The sequence below is a fragment of the Nocardia sp. CDC159 genome (assembly GCF_023740735.1).
In the GTDB taxonomy this organism is placed as follows: Bacteria; Actinomycetota; Actinomycetes; order Mycobacteriales; family Mycobacteriaceae; genus Nocardia; species Nocardia pulmonis.
Genome location: NZ_JAMRXH010000003.1, coordinates 163,157 through 183,350 on the forward strand (window position 1 = coordinate 163,157; position 20,194 = coordinate 183,350).

A 20,194-nucleotide genomic window follows, 5' to 3' on the forward strand; every position below is an offset into this window, starting at 1 on the left:
ACCGCGGCGGTGAGGAGGAGACGGCCCGTACTCGTACGAACGGCGTCGATCATCACTGCGCGCACTACGGGATGGTGCGCACGGGAGGGGTGGCGTTGATTACCGCCGTTCGCTCGGCGAGGACGACGCTGCCCGCAGCCGCGGCGCTCGCGTGGGTCGTGGCGCAGATCTGCTACCCGCTGACCGTCGGCGCGGCGCGGGATCGGGTGACGGTCGCGGTGGTGTTGCTCTCGGTGACGATCGCGCTGACGCATGCGTTGGCCGAGCGGGGGCCGCGCTACGCGGTGGGCTATCTGCTGATCGTGGCCGGAATCGGGTTCGCCGCCGAGATGATCGGGACCGCATCGGGATTTCCGTTCGGCTGCTACGTGTACGCCGAGGGTCGGCTCGGTCCAGCCGTGGCGGAGGTCCCGCTGGTGATCCCGCTGGCGTGGGCGGGCGGGTTGTATCCGGTGTGGGTGGTGACCGGGTTGCTGTTTCGCCGCGCGTACGTGCGGATTGCGATGACGGCGGTGGGCGCGGTGGGGTGGGATCTGTTCCTGGATCCGCAGATGGTCGCCGATCGGCAGTGGTCGTGGTGTTCGGATCTGCCGGGGCTGCCGGGGATCTCGGAGATTCCGTATACCAATTTCCTGGGCTGGCTCGCGGTGGCGTCGCTGATGGCCGTGCTGCTGCACCTGCTCGAGCATGCCCAGCCCGCCCGCGGCGCGTCGCCGGTCGTACCGGTCGCGGTGTTCCTGTGGACCTGGCTCGGTTCGACGTTCGCCCATGCCGTATTCCTCGGCCTGCCCGCCTCCGCGGGTTACGGATTCGTCGGTCTCGGCGTGCTCGGTATCCCGTCGCTGGCGTGGATCGGCCGACGGGCCCGTCGCGTGCGGCTTCGCTCGGCGTGTCATGGCACGATGTGAGCCGTGCAGCCGAGTCCGACGCCATCGACAACCGACGTGAGCCATTCGAGGGCACCGCGTCGCAACCGCCATCGCGCCTGGTCCATCGCCTTTTTGGCGGCATTGCTGCTGCCGCTGCTGGCCGGGTGCCTGCGGGTGCAGGTGTCGATGGGGGTGTCGTCCAACGATCGCGTGTCGGGCCGGATCGTGGCCGCCGCGGTACCGGCCAACGACAAGGACAAGGGGCCGGTGCTGAAGGCGCCGGAGTCGCTGGTGGCCAAGGTGCGCGTGGAGCCGTACGCCCAGGACGGTTACGTGGGCAGCCAGGTGTACTTCGACGATCTCACCTTCGGCGAGGTGCAGCAGCTGAGCGGGCTGTCGGATCAGACCCAGGGCATGTTCAATCTGCAGTTCACCCGCTCCGGTGATCGGGTCGCCCTGAAGGGTCGCGTCGACCTGAAAACCGTTCCGCCCCAGGGCTCGGACGTGCAGTTCACCGTCGCCTTCCCCGCCCGCGTATCCACCACCAACGGCACCCGCGAGGGCGATTCGATCGTCTCCTGGAAGCTCCCGCCCGGCGAGGTCACCCCCGTCCGCGCCGAGGTCAGCTACGCCGACCCCAACACCCGCTCGTTCGCGGGCTGGGCAGGCATCGTCGGCGGTATCACGCTGGCGGTCGCCGCCCTGGTAGCCGTGCTGGCCTACATGAGCCGCAACCCCGCCCCACCCTGGACCCGCGACCACGGCTGACGCCCTCGCGCTTGCCCCGGCGCTGGCCCCTCGCCCTTGCCCCGGCGCTGGCGCGCCGGGGCAAGGGAACAGGAGGATGCCCGCGGCATGGAACGAGAGCGCGCCCGGGGCCGAGGGAGCAAGAGCACGCCCGCGGCAACAGAAAAGAGCGCACCCAGAGTAAGAGAACAAGAGAATGCCCGTGGCTGGGGAACATGAGCTCGCCCGGAGCAAGAGAACAAGAGCTCGCCCGGAGCACAGTGGGAGAGGGCGCTAGGCCAAGGGAACGAGGGGCACCGGGGTCAGGGAACTAGAGGGCGCCCGAAGCACAGAAACGCGAGCACGCCCGGGCAAAGGAACGAAAGCAGGCCTGGGGCAGTGGTACGGGAGAGTGGCCGGGCGGGGAGCGGGCGATGGAACGTGGGTGTTGAGGGCTTCGGTGGCGCGGTAGCGTCGGGGGCGACAGGCGGTAACTGGGTGTGGGAGGCTGGACTTCGCATGGATACGGTTACGGCTCGGGGTGTGGTGGCCGCCGCCGCGGTGGTGTCGGGGGCGGGGTGTGTCGTGGCGGCGTTCAATCGGTTGACCGTGCGGCAGTTGGGGGCCGTGGCAACCTCGGTGATCGAGCCGGTGACCGTGTGTGTGCCCGCGCGCGACGAAGCCGAACGGCTGCCCGCGTTGATCGGGGATCTGCGGGCGCAGCGCGGTGTGCCGCGGATGCGGGTGCTGATTCTGGACGATCAATCGGAGGACGGGACGCATCAGGCCGCGGTGGCGGCGGTCGAGGGTGACGATCGGTTCACCGTGATCACCGCCGAGGCCGCACCCGCGCCGGGCTGGACCGGTAAGTCGGCGGCCTGCGCCCGGTTGGCCGAGATCGCCGGTGTCACAGCGGGTTCGGAGTCGCCGCGGGGAGTGTTGATCTTCCTGGACGCCGATGTGCGTCTGGGTCCGGGCGCGATCGCGGCGGCGGTCGACGAGCTGCGCCGCTCGGGTGCGGCGCTGGTGACGCCGTGGCCGTATCAGCGGGCCGAATCGGTGGCCGAGGCGATCGTGCAGCCGCTGCTGTGCTGGTCGTGGGCCACGACGCTGCCGGTGCGCCTGACCAACCACAGCCTGCGGCCCTCGACGGCGGTGTCGTGCGGGCAGTTCCTGGCCTTCGATGCGGCGGCCTACCGGGCGGTGGGCGGCCACGTCGCGGTGGCCGAGGACGTCACCGAGGATCTCGCGCTGGCGCGTGCGCTGCGCCGCGCGGGCCGCCGCAGCGTACTGGTCGCCGCGGGAAAGGTGGCGAGTACCCGGATGTACCGCAGCGCAGCGGATCTCGACGCGGGCTACACCCGCTGGCTGTGGTCGGCCTACGGCTCCGCCGCCGCGGGCGCGGCCGTCGGCGCGACCGCCGCCCTCGCCTACTGGACCCCGCCCCTGGCCGCACTCCTCGGCCGCGGCGCCCTGCGCCGAATCGGCCTCGCGGGCTACGCCGCCGCCGTCACCGCGCGCCTGCTCGCCCGCTCCCTGGAGTCCGGCGGCCTGCCCGCTCCCGCCGATCTCCTTGCCGCCCTTGGCCATCCCCTGTCGATCGCCGCCTACCTGCGCCTGTCCATCCGCTCCCACCGCCTGCACCGCGCGGGCCAACTCACCTGGAAGGGCCGCCCCCTCGCCGCACGCGCGGGTTGATCACGGCACGCTGACGATCCCGACCGTCGGCAGGAAGAAACAGGTCTTCACTCCATTGCGGACGGTGCCGAACATCACCGCCAGCACGGTCCCCGAGCCGGTGTCGACCGGGGCCACCCGCACCCCGCCGAAGGGCAACATCCGGGTGATGAGGTTGCGCACGATCAATTCCGCCAGGGGCCGGGCGGATGCGGGGACCTCGGGTGGAACCAGAACTCTGACCAGGTCCGACAGGGGGCCCATCGGGACGAAACCGCTCTTGCCCGTACTGACGTTGAGCCAGGCCAGCTGCATACCCGAGGTGTCGGGGCCGTCGGGCCACAGGCCGAACGGCACGAAGGCGAACAGGGTCTGCCCGGCCTTGACCCCCGACAGCTCCAGCCCCGGAATCGCGATGGTGTGCTTGGGCCACGGTCCGGGAATCGCCCCCGCCACGGCTGGCGCTATGCCGCCGTAATCGGGATCGAAATCGCTGCACATCGGCGAGATGGACGGCCACAGGAACGGCTGCAACCCCAGCCGCTGCAACCGCTGCATCGAATCGTCGTAGTCGGCGAAGACGTCGGGCGATACCGAAGCCCGGTCGGCCCGGGCGATGGCGGCGGCCGGATCGGGTTCGGCGGCCGCGGTGGGACCGGTCCAGGCTCCGGTGAGCACGGCCGCACCGGCCACGACCGCGGCGAGACGAACGAGCGAAAGCGTTACGGCCATCGGCATTCTCCTCGTCGGAGGCATTCGACGTCAGCGACGACGTGACGCTACCCCGGCCGGTCGTCGAAAAGCCGCTACCGCGGCACGAAACGCCGAAGTCAGGCGCTGACCGGGGCCGCGGACACCGTATAGCCGAGGTTGGTCAGCACCTCGCTGGTGGCCTTGGCGAAATTGAGCGTGATGAAGTGCAGGCACGGGGCGCCCTCATCGATCAGCCGCTGGCCGATCTCGGTGGCGATCTCGATGCCGACCGCCCGCACCGCCTCGCGATTGCGCTCCGGATCGTTGCCCGCCGCCCGATGCAGCCGCTCCAGCAGCGGCGCGGGCAGCGGCCGCCCCGACAGCTCCTCGGCCCGCTCCACCGTGCGCAGCGAGGTGATCGGCATCAGCTCCGGGATGATCGGCTTGGCGCCCTCGACCGGATCGCACGCCACCACCCGGTCGCGCAACCGCAGATAGTGGTCCACGTCGAAGAACATCTGGGTGATCGAATATTCCGCTCCCGCACGCAGTTTCGCGCACAGATAGCGGGTGTCGTGGTCGAGGTCGGGCGAGCGGTGATGCCCCTGCGGGAACGACGCCACGCCGACGTGGAAATCGCCGAGCCCGCGCACCATCCGCACCAGTTCCTCGGCGTATTCCAGGCCCTCGGGATGTTTGCGCCACTCCCCCAGCGGATCGCCGGGCGGATCGCCGCGCAGCACCAGCAGGTTGCGAATACCGGAATCGGCGTAGGTACCCATGATCGAGCGCAGTTCGGCCACGCTCTGCTCGACGGCGGTGAGGTGGGCCACAGTCAGCAGCGTGGTCTCGCGGGCGAGCTGTCCGGTCACCCGCGCCGTGCGGTCGCGGGTGGAGCCGCCCGCGCCGTAGGTCATCGATACGAACGCCGGATGCATGCGCTCGAATTCGCGTGCGGCGCGCCACAATCGGGCCTCGGCCGCGGCATCGCGCGGTGGATTGAACTCCACCGAGAACGGGATGGTCCCATCCGCGCGCCTGCGCAGCGCGTCCACGACGGACGGAGTTCCGGAAACCTGCGGCGTCCGGGCGGGGCGACCGGCGCTCGGCAGGCCCCGTACGTTGTCAGAACTCACCGGTTCAGTGTAATTGGCGGCCCGGCACGACCCCCGGCCTCGGGCCTGCCGGCGGGCGGGCGGCGGTTCGGTCGGTCGGTTACGGCAGTATCGTTTCAGCGGGCACATTCGCGTGCCCGATGGGCCGAGTCACCTTGGGAGGTTCGCGTTGTCCGCAGGCCGGGGTAGTGCGACACGTCCGGCACCGACGGACACCGTGACGCTCGTCACGGCGGTGCGGGACGCGCTGACCGAATTCTTCGACACGCGCCGCGAACTCGTCGACGAGCTCGGACCGGTCTTCGTCACCGCCGCCGACGCGCTGCGGGATTTCGTGCTGCGCGGCGGCAAGCGCACCCGCCCGGCCTTCGCCTGGACCGGCTGGCTGGGCGCGGGCGGCGATCCGGACGGCCCCGAGGCCGTCGCCGTGCTGCAGGCGTGCTCGGCGCTGGAGCTCGTGCAGGCGTGCGCGCTGGTGCACGACGACATCATCGACTCCTCCCGCACCCGGCGCGGATTCCCCACGGTGCACGTCGATTTCGAGCGCCGCCATCGCGAGCGCGGCTGGGGCGGCGATTCGGCGCATTTCGGGACCAGCGTCGCCATCCTGATCGGCGATCTGGCGCTGGCCTGGGCCGACGACATGGTCGCGGCCGCGGGCCTGAACCCCGCCGCATATGCCCGATTCGCCCCGGTCTGGGCGGCCATGCGGACCGAGGTGCTGGGCGGGCAGTTGCTCGACATCCACGGCGAGGCGGGCGCGGACGATTCGGTCGAGGCCGCGCTGCGCATCAACCGCTACAAGACCGCCGCCTACACCATCGAGCGGCCGCTGCACCTGGGCGCGGCGCTGGCCGACGCGGACGCGGAACTCATCGCCGCCTACCGCGAATTCGGCACCGACATCGGCATCGCCTTCCAGCTGCGCGACGATCTGCTCGGCGTCTTCGGCGATCCGGCGGTCACCGGCAAGCCCTCCGGTGACGATCTGCGCGAGGGCAAGCGCACGGTGCTGATCGCCGAGGCCCTGCGCCTGGCCGACGCGAGCGATCCGACCGCGGCCAAGCTGATTCGCAGCAGCCTCGGCACCGACCTCAGCACGGACGAGGTGGCCGGGCTGCGCGCGGTCATCACCGAACTGGGCGCGGTCGCGGAGGTCGAGCGGCGGATCACCGATCTGACCGAGCGCGGGCTGGCCGCCCTGGAGGGCAGTTCGGCGGCCGAGCCGGCCAAGCGTCGACTGCACGCCATGGCCGTCGCGGCGACCGCCCGCGTCGCATGAACGACGCCCGAGCCGGTCACGGGCCGGGCCCGCGTCACGGGAGACGGCATCGCGGCGGCGCGGCGCATCGCCGGGGCGGGCGCGCTGTGCACCGGCCGACGCGCGTTATCGCGTCGGGACGGGCCGGCACCTCACCGGCCAACCACTCGGCACCGACCGCATAGGAGCCGTCGAGTCATGAAAACTGTTGCCGGACCGACGGATCGCATCATCGTGGTCGGCGCGGGTCTCGCCGGACTGTCGGCGGCACTGCATCTGACCGGGGCGGGACGAGCCGTGACGGTGCTCGAGCGCGCGGATCACCCAGGCGGGCGAGTAGGGGTGTATCGCGGACCGGACTACGAAATCGACTGCGGCGCGACGATTCTCACCGTGCCCGATCTGATCGACGAGGCGTTGGGAGCGGTCGGCACCGACGCGCGGACCCAGGGCCTGCGCATCCGCCGTCTCGACCCCGGCTACCGCGCCCGCTTCGCCGACGGCTCCACGATCGCGGTGTTCTCCGATCCCGAGCGAATGGCCGCGGAGGTCGAGCGCGCCTGCGGTCCCGCCGCGGCGGGGCGCTATCGCGAGCTGCGAAAGTGGTTGGGGCGCATCTACGAAGCCGCCTTCGACGAGTTCATGGACACCAACTTCGATTCGCCGCTGGATATGGTCCGCATCCCGGCCAAGCGCGCGGCGCTGGCGGATCTGGTGCGGCTGGGCGCATTCGGCCGCCTCGGGCCGAAGGTGGGCCGCCTCCTGCGCGAGCCGAGGCTCGCGCGGCTGTTCTCCTTCCAGGCGCTGTTCGCGGGTTTGGCCCCCGCACAGGCGCTGGCGGTGTACGGGGCCATTCCGCATATGGACACCTCACTGGGCGTGTACTTCCCCGAGGGCGGCATGCGCGAGGTCACCGCGACCCTCGCCCGCGCCCTCGTCGCCGCGGGCGGGCGGCTCGAGCTGAACACCGAGGCGACCGGCATCGACTACACCGGCGGCCGGGCGCGGCGGGTGCGCTGCGCCGACGGGCGGGCCTTCGACTGCGATGCCGTCGTCCTCACCGCCGACCTCGGCGCGCTGGAGCGCTTCGGCGTCCGTCCGCGACGGCTGCGCGCGGCCCCCTCGGCGGTCGTCGCGCACGGCACGATTCCGGCCGAGGTGGCCGCCGCCTGGCCGGTCCAGGCGCATCACACCATCGACTTCGGTGCCGCCTGGGATCGCACGTTCGCCGAGATCGCGGGCCGTCGCGGCCGGTTGATGAGCGATCCGTCGCTACTGCTCACCCGCCCGGCGCTCACCGATCCCGGGCTGTTCGTCGACCGTGCCGACGGCCGTCACGAACCCCTGTCGCTGCTGGCCCCCTGTCCGAATCTCGATGCGGCGCCGCTGGATTGGGTTCGGCTCGGACCGGCGTATCTGCGCGAACTGCTCGCGGTGCTCGAGGCGCGCGGTTATCGGGGGATCGCCGCGCGTTTCACCGTCGACCACCTGGACACCCCTCGAACATGGCGGGACCGGGGCATGCTGGCGGGCACACCGTTCTCGGCGGCGCACCTGTTCGGCCAGACCGGTCCCTTCCGCACCCGTAATCTGCCGCTCGCCGCCGCCAATGTCGTGCTGGCGGGCTGCGGCACCACACCCGGCGTCGGCGTACCGACTACGCTGCTGTCGGGAAAGCTGGCCGCCCAGCGCATCACCGGCGACCCGCGGCCCACCGGAACGCTCCCCGGACGAACCGGCGCGCTAATGTTCCCGGCGGACTACTAAACTGTCCGGCGACCTATCAATCGCGGTCGGGAGACCGCACCGACTTTCCGGGGGGAAACGACGACCTATGCCGACCCCCGAACCGGATACCGCCACCGCGGCCCCCACGGTGACCCCCGAGTCGCTGCCCCTGGGCCCCGCGACGGTATCGCACACCCAGAGCTGGCGCACCCGCGTCGGCGATTTCCTGCGCAGCCCCGAGGGGCATGCCGCCCTGCTCGGCTTCTGGGGCGCGCTGATGATCACCTTCGGCGGTCTCGGGGCGGGCGCGGTGCGCCGCAGCGATCCGCTGCTCGAGCAGGCGCACCTGTCCTGGCTGCGGTTCGGCCACGGGTACGCGCTCGCGACGATCGTCGTCTGGCTGGGCGTGCTGGCCATGATCCTGGCGTGGGTCCGGTTGGGGCGCATCACGATCGGGACCGGCGGGCACGCGGGCACCGTCACGCTCAACGAGCTGCGGGCGATCGTGGGCATCTGGATCTTCCCGCTGCTGTTCGCGGTGCCGATGTTCAGCCAGGACGTCTACTCCTATCTGGCGCAGGGCACGCTGCTGCGCGACGGCTTCGACCCGTACCGGGTGAGCCCGGTGCAGGGGCTGCAGTCGGGTGTGCTGCTGGACAATGTGAGCCGGGTCTGGCTCGACACCACCGCGCCGTACGGGCCGATCTTCCTGCTGCTCGGGCGGGTGATCACCACCGTGACCCACGACAACGTGGTGGCCGGGACGATCGCCATGCGGCTGGTCATGCTGCCGGGTCTGGCGCTGATGATGTGGGCCATTCCGCATCTGACCAAACATCTGGGCGGTAAGCCGACGATCGCGCTGTGGCTGGCGGTCCTCAATCCACTGGTGCTGATCCATCTGATCGGCGGCGTGCACAACGAGATGCTGATGGTCGGGCTCATGGCCGCGGGCATCGCGCTGGTACTCGAGCATCGGCATGTGGCCGGGATCGTGGTGATCGCGATCGGGGTGGCCATCAAGGCGACCGCGGGCGTGGCGCTGCCATTCCTGGTGTGGATCTGGATGATTCACGAACGCGAGCGCCGGGCCGCGAAGAACGAGGGCCCGCTGCCGCATCCGCTGTGGACGTTCTTCAAGATCGGCGGGCTGGGGCTGGCCGTGTTCGCGGCCGTCTTCGCCGCCGCCTCGGCGACCGCGGGGGTCGGCATCGGCTGGCTCACGGCGCTGTCGGGCTCGAAGAAGATCATCAACTGGCTGTCGCTGCCGACCGTGCTGGCCTACGCGGTCACCTGGGTGACGCCGCTGCGCTTCGAGACGGTGCTGCCGGTGACCCGGGCGCTGTGCGCGCTGGCGCTGGTGGCGATCCTGGTGTGGACGTGGTGGCGGTTCAAGCACAGCGAGCGCGAGGCGGTGCTGGGCATCCTGATCGCCTTCGTCGCGATCGTCATCCTGTCCCCGGCCGCGCTGCCCTGGTACTACTCGTGGCCGCTGGCACTGGCGGCGGGCTTCGCGCTGTCGACGCCCACGCTCATGGTGCTGGTGGGGCTGTGTACATGGTTGATGCTGGTGTTCCAGCCCGGCGGATCGATCGGGTTGTACAACTTCTGGCATGTCGCGGCGGCCACCTGCGTCGCGGTGCTGGCGGCGGTCTCGCTGCGCACGGTGGATCCGCTGCGGCTACGCGCCGACAAACCCAAGCAATGAATCGTGCCGACGCGGGTGGCGAGCCGGCGGCCTATCGGCGCTGCGCACGAATCGCCGCTGCCCACGGCCGCACCTACTTCCTCGCGGCCCGGCTGCTCTCCCCCGAACGCCGCCGGGCCATGCACGCGCTGTACGCCTTCGCCCGCACGGTGGACGACATCGTGGACGGGCAGGCCGAAGACGCTGCGGCGCAACTGGATCGGATCGAGAAGGACCTGGACGAGCGACTGGTCGCCGGAGATCCGGGCGAGCCGGACGATCCGGTGCTGTTCGCGGTGAGCGACACCATCCTGCGCTACGAGATCGCGCGCGAACACTTCCGCACCTTCCTCGACGCCATGCGCATGGACGTCCCCGGCTCCCCGCTGTTCCGCAACCGCTACGCCACCATGTCCGAACTGCGCGAGTACATGCGAGGCTCCGCCGCCGCCATCGGCCTGCAACTACTCCCGGTCCTGGGGACGGTGGTCCCCATCCCCACCGCCGAACCCGCGGCCGCCGCCCTCGGCGAGGCCTTCCAACTGACGAACTTCCTGCGCGACATCGCCGAAGACCTCGACCGCGACCGCATCTACCTCCCCACCGAGGCCCTCACCGCCTTCGGCGTCGACGAGCCCCTCCTCCACCACTGCCACCGCACCGCCCACACCGATCCCCGCCTCCGCCGCGCCCTGGCTCACCTGATCGCCCTCAACCGCGACCTCTACCGCACCGCGGTCCCGGGCATCGACCTCCTGCACCCCCGGGTCCGCCCGGCCATCCGCACCGCGGCGCTCCTCTACGGGGAAATCCTGCACGAGATCGAGCACTCGGGGTACGCGGTGTTCGATCGCCGCGCGGTGGTACCGGGCCACCGGCGATTGTGGGTGGCCGCGAGGGAGTTCGCGGGGGCGCGCAGTCCCCGTCGCTCCGGCCTGGGGGCCGTCACGACGGGGAACAAGTAGAAACTCCAGCCCCCGCGCCGGGGAACGGCGGATCCCCGCAGGGCGGCCATTCCCGACTCCCCGGCCGTGCCCGATCCCCTACGGTTGCTTCCCGACTCCCCGGCCGTGCCCGATCCCCTACGGTTGCTTCCCGACTCCCCGGCCGTGCCCGATCCCCTGCGGTTCCTTCCCGACTCCCCGAGGCTCCTTACCGATTCCCCGAGCGAAGCGAGGGGTTAGAACGGATCCGCAGCAGCCCTGCGCAGCACCTCCCTGGCGAGGGGGCCGTGGATGGCGTCCACCGGGCGGCCCGGCAGCGTTTCGTCCTCGGTGTAGATCCACTCCAGGATTTCTTCGTCGGTGTACTTTGCGTCGCGCATCACAGTGATCAGGCCGGGGAGGGGTTTGACCACGGCTCCGGTGGAGTCGAAGAAATCCTTGGGTACCCCGGCTATGCCATCGCGGCGGACCGCGAGGAGCTGATGATCGCGCAGCATCTGATGGACCCTGGTCACGGGGATGCCGAGCTGTTCGGCCACATCCGGGAGCGGGAGCAGGGTCACCGCTTCCGGAAGAACATCGTCGCTGCATGGAAATGCACTCACGTCCATAACGGTAGTAGGTCGCGCCGGGCCCGTCGTGAGACACCCTGACCGATTCGGCCGATACCATCGGGTGAGCCGCCACGGGGGCGGCATCCGCTTGTCGCACCCGAAGCGAGAGGTGAGAGCTTTGTGAAAGTCGGAGGACAGCAGTTGATCGGCCAGATGCTGGACGGGCGCTACCGCATCGACGCGCCGATCGCGCGGGGCGGTATGTCGATGGTGTTTCGGGGGGTCGACACCAGACTGGACCGGCCGGTCGCCATCAAGGTGATGGATCCGAAGTTCGCCGGAGATCCGCAATTCCTGACGCGGTTCGAATTCGAGGCCCGCTCGGTGGCCAAGCTCAAGCATCCATCCCTGGTCGCGGTCTACGACCAGGGTATCGACGGCGACTACCCGTTCCTGATCATGGAACTGGTCGAGGGCGGCACGCTGCGCGAACTGCTGCGCGAACGCGGCCCGATGCCCCCGCACGCGGTCCGTGCGGTCGCCGAGCCGGTGCTCGACGCGATCGGCGTCGCCCATCGCGCGGGGCTGATCCATCGCGACATCAAGCCGGAGAATGTGCTCATCTCCGATTCGGGCGAGGTGAAGATCGCCGACTTCGGCCTGGTCCGCGCGGTCGCCGGATCGAATATGACCTCGGCCAGCGTCATCCTCGGCACCGCCCACTACCTCTCGCCCGAGCAGGTCACCGACGGCACCGCCGATGAGCGCAGCGACGTCTACTCCTTCGGCATCCTCATCTTCGAAATGCTCACCGGCCGAACCCCGTTCACCGGCGACAACTCGTTGTCGATCGCCTATCAGCGGGTGGAGAAGGATGTGCCCAGTCCCGGCCGCCTCATCGCCGGGGTGCCGCCGCAATTCGACGAACTGGTCGCCCGCGCCACCGCGCGCGAGCCCGCGCACCGCTTCGCCGACGCCGACGAGATGGCCGCCGAACTGCGCCGCGTCGCCGCTGAACTGCGACTACCCGATTACCGCGTGCCCGCGCCGAAGGAATCGGCCGAACATCTGTCGACCCGCTATCGCGCCGTTCCCGCCACCCCGGCCCCGCCGCCGCGCCCGGCCCCACCGGTCGCCACGCCCGACGCGACCACGCGACTACCCGAACAGCGCCCGCCCATGCCCCAGCCGACCCGGGTGCTGACCGCGACGCAACATCTCCCGGAGTCCAACGGCCGCACCGCGATCGCCGAACCCCCGCCCCCGCCGCAGCGCCCGGCCTACGCCGGTGACGATCGCGGTCGCTCGCGCCGTCGCGTGCTGATCTGGACGGGCATCGTGGTGGCCCTGGCGCTCCTGCTGGGCATCGGCGGCTGGTACCTCGGGGTGGCGCGCTATTCGGCGGTGCCACCGATCGCCGGAATGGATGCCCCCCAGGCCACCACGGCCCTGCGGAATGCCGGATTCGACACCACGGTGCGCAACCGTGCCTCCGACATCATTCCGGTCGGGGGCGTGGTGGGCACCGATCCGCCCGCGGGCACGCGGGTCGTGAAGGGTTCGACCGTGGCGATCCTGGTGTCCAGCGGCAAACCGCAGGTGCCGCAGTTCCAGCCCGGCCAGGACGTGAAGACCGTCGAGCAACTCATCCGCGACGCGGGTCTGCGCCCGGTCGACGGCGGCGAGACGGCCAATACCGCTCCCAAGGGCACGGTGGCGCAACTGGATCCGAAACCCGGCACCGTCCTGCCCACGGGGGCCTCGGTGAAGGTGGTGCGCAGCAAGGGGTCTCAGCCGGTGAAGGTGCCCGATGTGCGCGGCAAGACCGTCGAGGAGGCGACCGCCGCGCTGCAGAAGGCGGGATTCACCGTGGGCGACACCAGAACCGAGTTCGATTCGAAGATCAAGACCGGTCAGGTGATCGGCACCGATCCGGCCGCGGGCCAGAGCGTGCTGTCCGGCGGAAATATCGCGCTGATCGTCTCCGATGCCGTGAAGATCCCCGACGTCACCGGCATGACCGCCGACTCCGCCCGCGCCCAGTTGGAGGGCATGGGGCTGAAGGTGGTGTTGAACAGCGTCTTCGCGGGCGATCACGGCACCGTCCGGGTGCAGACCCCGTTCGCCGGATCGTCCGTCGAGCCGGGCGCGACCGTCACGCTGACGGTGCTGCCGTTCTAACCGGCCGCCAGCCCCACGCTGGCGCCGCCCAGCAATTCGGCCTCGCTGATTCCCAGTCGCGACGAGCAGAGCTCGAGCGCCTGCCGCAGCACCGCGCTGGCGCTCGCGCCGACGACCTGCGACTGCTCGAGCCGGCCCGGACCGCGCAGCACCTTGACGCGACAGCGCCAGGCGATACCGGCCAGGTCGACCTCGGGGCGTTCGATCACCACCGACACCGGCACGCCGTCCTGCTCGAACTCATGTCGCGCCAACGGCGTCGCGCGCCGTTCGGGAGCCACTCGCAATTCCCCGGCTACCGATACCCTTTTCATCAGGCCTCCCAGAACTGGTCCCGCATGGTGCCCATTGCGTAAAGAACGGGACACGAACGAATCTAGTTCAGGTGACCAGAATCAGCAATCCTTCAGCAAACTTTTTACTATGCCCATACGCCGCTAGGCCACCGCGAGCAGCGGCGCACCCGTCTCCGGATCGTTGATCGCCACCACCGCGGACGTGCTGAACACGTCCACGGGCGCACCACCCACCGCCGGGCTGATATTCGTGGTGACCTGCGCCGATACGGCCGCCGGATCGTAGCCCCAGGAGATGTTGAAGATCAGCAGGCGGCTGCCGTCGCGCAGCACGACCTCCGACGGGATTCCGTCGCGGTCGCGATCGCGCAGCAACCGAAGGATCGTGCGGTCCGCCGGGCCGACCCGGCGGGTTCCGCCTCCGCGAAAGACGACGTTCACGCGTCGCCCGTCACCGCAGCATCTCGGCGACCAGGAACGCCAGCTCCAGCGACTGCTGGGTGTTCAGGCGCGGATCGCAGGCCGTCTCGTAGCGGTCCTCGAGGTCCAGATCGGAGATGTCCTGGGCCCCGCCGAGGCATTCGGTGACATCCTCGCCGGTCAGCTCGATGTGCAGACCGCCCGGATGGGTGCCCAGCGCGTGATGCACCTCGAAGAAGCCCTGCACCTCGTCGACGATGCGGTCGAAGTGGCGGGTCTTGTAGCCGGTGGAGGACTCGTGGGTGTTGCCGTGCATGGGGTCGCACTGCCAGATCACCTGATGCCCGGTGGCCTGGACCTTCTCGATGATCGGCGGCAGCACGTCGCGAACCTTGTTGTTGCCCATGCGCGCCACCAGCGTGAGGCGGCCCGGTTCGTTGTTGGGGTCCAGCCGCTCGACGTATTCCACGGCGAGCTCGGGCGTGGTGGACGGGCCGATCTTGAGGCCGATCGGATTGGCCAGCAGCTCGGCGAGGGCGACGTGCGCGCCGTCGAGCTGGCGGGTGCGCTCGCCGATCCACAGAAAGTGCGCCGACAGGTCGTAGAGCACCGGATCGCCCGCGGCGTTCTCGGCCAGCCGCAGCATGGCCCGCTCGTAGTCGAGGACCAGCGCCTCGTGGCTGGCGTAGATCTTGGCGGCCTGCAGGCTGGGGTCCTGCACGCGGCAGGCGTTCATGAACGCCAGGCCGCGGTCGATCTCCTCGGCCATCTGCTCGTAGCGGGCACCGGCCGGGGAGCGGGCGACGAAGTCGCGGTTCCAGTCGTGCACCTTGTGCAGGTCGGCCATGCCCGCGCCGGTCAGCGCGCGCACCAGATTCATCGCGGCGCTGGCGTTGGCGTAGGCGCGGACCAGTCGCGATGGATCGTGTTCGCGCACTTGGGCATCCGCGACCAGGGAATTGATCATGTCGCCGCGGTAGGACTTCAGGCCGAGGGCATCGGTATCGGCCGAGCGCGGTTTGGCGTACTGACCGGCGATGCGGGCCACCTTCACCACCGGCAGGCTGGCGCCGTAGGTGAGCACGACCGCCATCTGCAGCAGGGTACGGATATTGCCGCGGATATGCGGTTCGGTGTTGTCGGCGAAGGTTTCCGCGCAATCGCCGCCCTGCATGAGGAAGGCCTCGCCCCGAGCCACCTCGGCGAGGCGCTCGCGCAGTTCCTCCACCTCGGCGGGCACGCAGATCGGCGGCACGCTCTCCAGCACGGTGCGCATCTTGGCGGCCAGATCGGGATCCCAGGACGGCTGCTGTAAGGCCGGGCGGGACAGGGCATCGTCGAGGCGCCGACGCAGCTCGGCGGGCAACGGAGGCAGTTCCGGCAGGCGGTCGATCGGTACGTCGACGGTCCAGTTCACCAGATCAGAATAATGACCGTAGCCGAGGATGGGGTACCCGGATGTCTGGGGGCGGCGCGCCGGGCCAGGTCAGGTGGTCCGTAGGCTCGAATCGACCGTTGCCGGTGCCGCCCACCGGACCGACCGCACACGAGGAGTAGAACGATCGCGCTTCGATATTTTTACGACTGCGAATTCATCGAGGACGGGACGGTCATCGACCTGGTCTCGATCGGTGTGGTCTGCGAGGACGGGCGAGAATACTACGCGGTCTCAACGGAATTCGATGCCGACAAGGCGGGCCCGTGGGTGCGGCGCAATGTCCTGCCCAAACTCCCCTCCCCCGCCTCACCGCTGTGGCGCGGCCGCGACCAGATCCGCGACGAGCTGTATCGCTTCTTCCTGCCGCGGCAGAGCGTGGAGCCGGAGCTGTGGGCCTGGGTGGGCGCTTACGACCATGTGGCGCTGTGCCAGCTGTGGGGTTCGATGGTCGACCTGCCGACCGCCATGCCGCGCTACACCAACGAACTGCGTCAGTACTGGGAAATGTCCGGCCGCCCACCACTTCCCCCCGTGCCGGCCGACGCCCACGACGCGCTCGCCGACGCCCGGCACAACCTGGCCAAGTTCGAGGCCATCGAAGCATACCGACGCCGCCAAGCGTCCTAGCCCAACCGACCCAACCTACCGGCCGGCAGAGCACCTAACAGCCGCACCCTTTCCGTGTCTTCGCACCCCTTGTGGACGCCCGTAAAGGGTGCGAGGGCCTGGAAAAGGTGCGAACCTGTGGCTCTGCCGGCCGGTAGACGGACCGGCGGAGCCACAGCGTCCAGGAAACCTCAGCTCGCGATCGTCTCCGGAATGCGCTCGGCATCGGGGCGGGCGCCGGCGGGGACGCCCTTCTTCAGGCTCGCGGCGTAGACGTCGACGTACTCCTGGCCCGACATCCGCATGAGCTCGTACATGATCTCGTCGGTGACGGCGCGCTCGACGAAGCGGTTGCCGCCCATGCCCTCGTAGCGCGAGAAGTCGATGGGCTTACCGAATTTCACCGTGACCTGCTGGCGACGCCAGCGGAACGGGCCGGGCGGGCAGACCTCGTAGGTGCCGATCAGCGCCACCGGGATCACCGGAACCCCGGTCTCCAGCGCGAGGCGCGCGACACCGGTCTTGCCCTTGTACAACCGGCCGTCGGGCGAGCGGGTGCCCTCCGGGTACAGCCCGACCAGGCGGCCCTCCTTCAGCAGCTTGCGCGCGGTCTCGAGGGCGTCCTCGGCGGCCGAGGCGCCGCTGCGATCGATCGGGTACTGCCCGGTGCCGGAGAAGAAGAACTTCTGCAGCCGACCCTTGAGGCCCGGGGTGGTGAAGTATTCGGCCTTGGCCAGGTAGGTGATTCGGCGCGGACTCATCAGGGGGGTGAACAACCAGTCGGTGAACGAGAGGTGGTTACCGGCGAGGATGGCTGCGCCCTCGGCCGGGATGTTCTCCACCCCTTCGACCTTGGGTCGGTTGTAGAGATGCATGAAGGGTCCGACCAGCACGTACTTCAGCAGCCAGTAGAACATCGCGTCCTTTCCCCTGTGAGATTCCCGGGACCGGCCTCTTTGCGCGGGCACCACCGTCCGTTGCCGACTTTACCGCTGCTACCGAGTTGTGACCAATCCCGCACATGGATTTCACACCGGCCACGGAACACACCCGTCAGCGGCGCGCACCCGCCTTGCCGTCCGGGCTCGCCGCGGCCTTCGCCGGACGCCGCGCCCCCGCCGTCGCCCGGCGGCCCGGCGCGGCCTCGCCGTCGCGTCGGCCCTCGGATCGCTCCGGCGCCAACGCCGCTCGCGCCAGCTCCGCCGCGCCGATCATCCCGGCCGCCTCGCCCAGTTGCGTGGTGCGGATGCGGGCCAGCGGCCGATGCCGCGCCCCGGTGATCGCGGACGCGTAGTGCTCGCGCGCCTCGTCGAGGAACAGTGCCGCCGAGGAGCTCACCCCGCCCGCGATCACGATCAGATCCGGATCGAAGATATCGCTCACGAACGCCAACCCGAGCCCCAGCCAGCGAGCGAAATCGGCCATCACCCGCAGCGCGACCTCGTCGCCGTCCTGGGCCGCCCCGGCCACCCGCCGACCGGTCAGCGAGCCCGGATCGCGAAACACCTCGCGCGCGAGGATGGTCGAGCGCACCGGATCGGTGGCCAACATCTCGATGGCCGTGTCGACCAGAGCCGTTCCGCTGCAATAGCGTTCCCAGCAGCCGCGTTTGCCGCACGGGCAGGCGCGGCCGTGCGGCACCACCTGCAGATGTCCCAGTTCGGGCGCCACACCGTAGCTTCCGCGGTACAGCTCGCCGCCGACCAGCAGCGCCGCGCCGATGCCGGTGCCGATCGCGACCAGCACGCCGTTGCGCGCACCGGCCGCCGCGCCGAAGCGGTACTCCGCCCACATCGCGGCATTGGCGTCGTGTTCCAGGATCACCGGCAGCCGCAGCCGCTCGCCCAGCCGCAGCGCGACCGGGGTGTCCTCCCACGGCAGGTGCGGGGCGAACCGCACCGAGGACCGCGTCTCGTCGACGAATCCGGCCACCGCCAGCCCGACCGCGCCGATCTCGTGGCGGGCGCACAGCTCACGCACCGCGCGCTCGAGACCGTCCTCGAGCGCCTGCTCGGAATGCGGGGTGGGCGCCTGCACGGTGTCGAGCACCTCACCCGCGCCGTCGACCACCGACGCGCGAATATTGGTGCCGCCCACATCGATTCCGACGGTCAGCGGGGCCTCCCGCCCGATCCGCGTCGTCATCGGTTGATCTGCACCGGAATCGGGACGTATCCCGAGCGGCCGCTCGATCGATCCTTACGTATGTGCTCGCCCGGTCGCTGACCGTTCGGTTCCGGCCGGGAATCACGGGCCGGGGCGGTCGCGGCCCGCCCGGCCAGGGCGCCGAGCAGCGTCGCACCGAGTGAGGGCTTACCACCGGCGCGATTCGATGCGCCGCGGCGGCCCGCGGCGGCGGAGTTGTCGGAGGCGTCGGACACTCGGCCCATCGTGCCATCGGGCTCGGCGGGCACATCATCCGCATCACCCGAGCGCACCTCGTCGCCGCTGGTCTCCGGCGAATTGTCTTGGGGCGCATCATGATCGAATTCGGGCGGCATCACCGGATCGACCGGAACCCCGGCCAGCGCCTCGCGCAGCACGGTGACGATGGCGGTGCCGTTCTCGGCGATCGCGGCCACCACGTCGTGATGTTCGCCGCGGACCAGCGCGGCCGCCGCGCACACCGGGCACCAGCTGCAGCTCTCCCAGTCGGTGCGGCCCTCGGCGGCCGCCCGGCGCAGCACCGGTTCGACCCGTTCCAGCACGGCCTCGGCAAGCAGCCGCAGCTCCTCGGCGAATTCGGCGAAGTGGTCCTCGTGCGGGTCGGAGTCGGTGGAGGTCATCGCGGCCACACCTCCGGATCGGGGCGGAAGCGCACGACCAGCCGTTCGCCGTCGAGTTCGGCGCCATCGACCGTGCATCGCCGCAACACCGGTGCCAGCGGCAGGCGGCGCCGGACCCCGTCCGCTCCCACGATCAAATCGTCCTCCACTCGTCCCAGTCGCAGCGTCGCCGGGTCGACCACGGGTAGCCGCATCGACAGGGTGAACACCGAGTGCAGGCCGGTGCCCGATTCCAGACGTACGCTCGTTTCGTCGCCAAGCATAGGGTCTGCCTCGGGTACTACCCGGTTACCGCGCGAATCCACCAGGCGCGCCAGGGCATCCAGCGCGTCGGGACCGATCGGCTCCGGGCCGCTGTGCGGGGCGACCAGGACCGGCACATCGGGCAGGCGGCGGCGCAGGTCGGCGACGACCTCGAGCTGTTCGGCGCGGCGATCGAGATACCAGCGCAGCGCGGGGTGCGCGCCGTCGCCCTCTGGGACCGGGGGCAGCACCTTGTTCACCAGCACATCGGCCAGGCGCAGCCCGAGCAGCGCCGCGGCCGAACGCACCCGGGCGGATTCGGCGACGGCCACCCGCTCGGGTCCGGTGATCAGATGTGCGCTGGTGCGCTCGGGATCGGCGAGCAGGTCGCGCACCGACCGCACGGCCGCGGCGATCCGTTCGACGGTGGTGGCCAGCACCGCCCGGCGCAGATCCGGTCCGGCCAGGCTCAGCGCGCGGGAGTGCGCGGGCCAGATCCGGTCCAGATAGCCCAGCAGGGTGTCCGGGGCGGTGATGATGCGCAACATATCCGCCGAGGGCGGGCAGTCCACGACGAGGACGTCCCAGTCGTCCTCGTCGGCGAAATCGGCGATCTCGGTGAGCATCAGCAGTTCCTGGACGCCGGGCAGTCCGGTCAGCTCGGCCGGGTCCAGGGCGGCCAGGTCGATCCCGTGCTCGTGGCCCGCACCGGCGAACATCCGCACGGCCTCGCGGAAGCGATCCTCCAGCAGCGCAAGGGAATCGATCTCGATCACGTCGAGTCCCGGCCGCACCGAGGTGATTCCGGGGACGGTGCCCGCATCGTGCGGGAAGCGGAAGCCGAGGGCGTCGCCGAGGGAGTGGGCCTGATCCATCGAGGCGATCAGCACTCGTTGTCCGGAGCGGGCGTAGGACATGGCCGTGGCGCAGGCCAGGGTCGTCTTACCCACCCCGCCCTTGCCTATGAACA

Annotated in this window: 19 protein-coding genes; 9 read left to right on the forward strand and 10 right to left on the reverse strand. The window is 70.2% G+C overall.

Annotation, left to right across the window (positions count from 1 at the left end; all coding sequences use genetic code 11):
• Positions 1-89: 89 nt before the first annotated feature.
• The 3 genes from NDR87_RS07670 to NDR87_RS07680 all read left to right on the forward strand — a co-directional run bounded on the left by NDR87_RS07670 (position 90) and on the right by NDR87_RS07680 (position 3,293).
• Positions 90-908: a carotenoid biosynthesis protein gene (locus NDR87_RS07670; protein WP_372494108.1), complete on the forward strand. Its 819-nt coding sequence runs from the start codon at positions 90-92 to the stop codon at positions 906-908.
• A 36-nt stretch (positions 909-944) separates the two neighbouring features.
• Positions 945-1,637 (forward strand): DUF3153 domain-containing protein, encoded by a 693-nt coding sequence (locus tag NDR87_RS07675; RefSeq protein ID WP_308212063.1) that lies wholly within the window; start codon positions 945-947, stop codon positions 1,635-1,637.
• A 477-nt stretch (positions 1,638-2,114) separates the two neighbouring features.
• Positions 2,115-3,293, forward strand: a complete 1,179-nt coding sequence (locus NDR87_RS07680; protein ID WP_251910420.1) for a glycosyltransferase family 2 protein — start codon at positions 2,115-2,117, stop codon at positions 3,291-3,293.
• Here the strand turns inward: NDR87_RS07680 and NDR87_RS07685 are convergent, their stop codons facing one another.
• Positions 3,294-4,004, reverse strand: coding sequence for a hypothetical protein (locus NDR87_RS07685; RefSeq protein ID WP_251910421.1), 711 nt, complete (start codon positions 4,002-4,004; stop codon positions 3,294-3,296).
• A gap of 98 nt (positions 4,005-4,102) precedes the next feature.
• Positions 4,103-5,101, reverse strand: coding sequence for a methylenetetrahydrofolate reductase (locus tag NDR87_RS07690; protein ID WP_372494109.1), 999 nt, complete (start codon positions 5,099-5,101; stop codon positions 4,103-4,105).
• A gap of 196 nt (positions 5,102-5,297) precedes the next feature.
• Between NDR87_RS07690 and NDR87_RS07695 the strand changes: the two genes are divergently transcribed.
• The 4 genes from NDR87_RS07695 (at position 5,298) to NDR87_RS07710 (ending at position 10,721) form a co-directional block, all read left to right on the forward strand.
• The gene (locus NDR87_RS07695) at positions 5,298-6,362 is read left to right on the forward strand and encodes a polyprenyl synthetase family protein (RefSeq protein WP_251910422.1); all 1,065 of its coding nucleotides are present in this window, start codon (positions 5,298-5,300) and stop codon (positions 6,360-6,362) included.
• Positions 6,363-6,539: 177 nt separating this feature from the next.
• Positions 6,540-8,108, forward strand: coding sequence for a phytoene desaturase family protein (crtI, locus tag NDR87_RS07700; protein WP_251910423.1), 1,569 nt, complete (start codon positions 6,540-6,542; stop codon positions 8,106-8,108).
• 67 nt (positions 8,109-8,175) lie between these two features.
• Positions 8,176-9,777: an alpha-(1->6)-mannopyranosyltransferase A gene (locus tag NDR87_RS07705; RefSeq protein ID WP_251910424.1), complete on the forward strand. Its 1,602-nt coding sequence runs from the start codon at positions 8,176-8,178 to the stop codon at positions 9,775-9,777.
• Positions 9,774-10,721, forward strand: a complete 948-nt coding sequence (locus NDR87_RS07710; RefSeq protein ID WP_251910425.1) for a phytoene/squalene synthase family protein — start codon at positions 9,774-9,776, stop codon at positions 10,719-10,721. The genes NDR87_RS07705 and NDR87_RS07710 overlap by 4 nt, the downstream gene beginning before the upstream one ends.
• 215 nt (positions 10,722-10,936) lie before the next feature.
• Here the strand turns inward: NDR87_RS07710 and NDR87_RS07715 are convergent, their stop codons facing one another.
• A complete protein-coding gene (locus tag NDR87_RS07715) occupies positions 10,937-11,305 on the reverse strand; it encodes an Rv2175c family DNA-binding protein (RefSeq protein WP_251910427.1) in 369 nt (122 codons plus the stop codon).
• Between the two features lie 162 nt (positions 11,306-11,467).
• On the opposite strand from NDR87_RS07715, the gene pknB reads away from it, so the two are divergent.
• Complete coding sequence (gene pknB / locus NDR87_RS07720; protein WP_372494123.1) at positions 11,468-13,435, forward strand: Stk1 family PASTA domain-containing Ser/Thr kinase; 1,968 nt, start codon at positions 11,468-11,470, stop codon at positions 13,433-13,435.
• On the opposite strand, the gene NDR87_RS07725 is transcribed toward pknB, so the two are convergent.
• From NDR87_RS07725 to NDR87_RS07735, 3 genes are all read right to left on the reverse strand, one after another.
• The gene (locus tag NDR87_RS07725) at positions 13,432-13,749 is read right to left on the reverse strand and encodes a hypothetical protein (RefSeq protein WP_251910429.1); all 318 of its coding nucleotides are present in this window, start codon (positions 13,747-13,749) and stop codon (positions 13,432-13,434) included. The genes pknB and NDR87_RS07725 overlap by 4 nt on opposite strands.
• A 123-nt stretch (positions 13,750-13,872) precedes the next feature.
• Entirely contained in the window at positions 13,873-14,172 is a 300-nt protein-coding gene (locus NDR87_RS07730) for a hypothetical protein (protein ID WP_251910430.1), read from the reverse strand.
• Between the two features lie 10 nt (positions 14,173-14,182).
• A complete protein-coding gene (locus tag NDR87_RS07735; protein ID WP_251910432.1) occupies positions 14,183-15,568 on the reverse strand; it encodes a class II 3-deoxy-7-phosphoheptulonate synthase in 1,386 nt (461 codons plus the stop codon).
• A gap of 144 nt (positions 15,569-15,712) precedes the next feature.
• Between NDR87_RS07735 and NDR87_RS07740 the strand changes: the two genes are divergently transcribed.
• Complete coding sequence (locus tag NDR87_RS07740) at positions 15,713-16,216, forward strand: polyadenylate-specific 3'-exoribonuclease AS (RefSeq protein ID WP_251910843.1); 504 nt, start codon at positions 15,713-15,715, stop codon at positions 16,214-16,216.
• Positions 16,217-16,386: 170 nt separating this feature from the next.
• On the opposite strand, the gene NDR87_RS07745 is transcribed toward NDR87_RS07740, so the two are convergent.
• The 4 genes from NDR87_RS07745 to NDR87_RS07760 all read right to left on the reverse strand — a co-directional run bounded on the left by NDR87_RS07745 (position 16,387) and on the right by NDR87_RS07760 (position 20,174).
• Entirely contained in the window at positions 16,387-17,112 is a 726-nt protein-coding gene (locus tag NDR87_RS07745) for a 1-acyl-sn-glycerol-3-phosphate acyltransferase (protein ID WP_251910435.1), read from the reverse strand.
• A gap of 136 nt (positions 17,113-17,248) precedes the next feature.
• Entirely contained in the window at positions 17,249-18,340 is a 1,092-nt protein-coding gene (locus NDR87_RS07750; protein ID WP_251910436.1) for an ROK family protein, read from the reverse strand.
• Entirely contained in the window at positions 18,337-18,981 is a 645-nt protein-coding gene (locus NDR87_RS07755; RefSeq protein ID WP_251910437.1) for a hypothetical protein, read from the reverse strand. The genes NDR87_RS07750 and NDR87_RS07755 overlap by 4 nt, the downstream gene beginning before the upstream one ends.
• Positions 18,978-20,174, reverse strand: coding sequence for an ArsA family ATPase (locus NDR87_RS07760; RefSeq protein WP_372494110.1), 1,197 nt, complete (start codon positions 20,172-20,174; stop codon positions 18,978-18,980). The genes NDR87_RS07755 and NDR87_RS07760 overlap by 4 nt, the downstream gene beginning before the upstream one ends.
• Between the last annotated feature and the right edge of the window lie 20 nt (positions 20,175-20,194).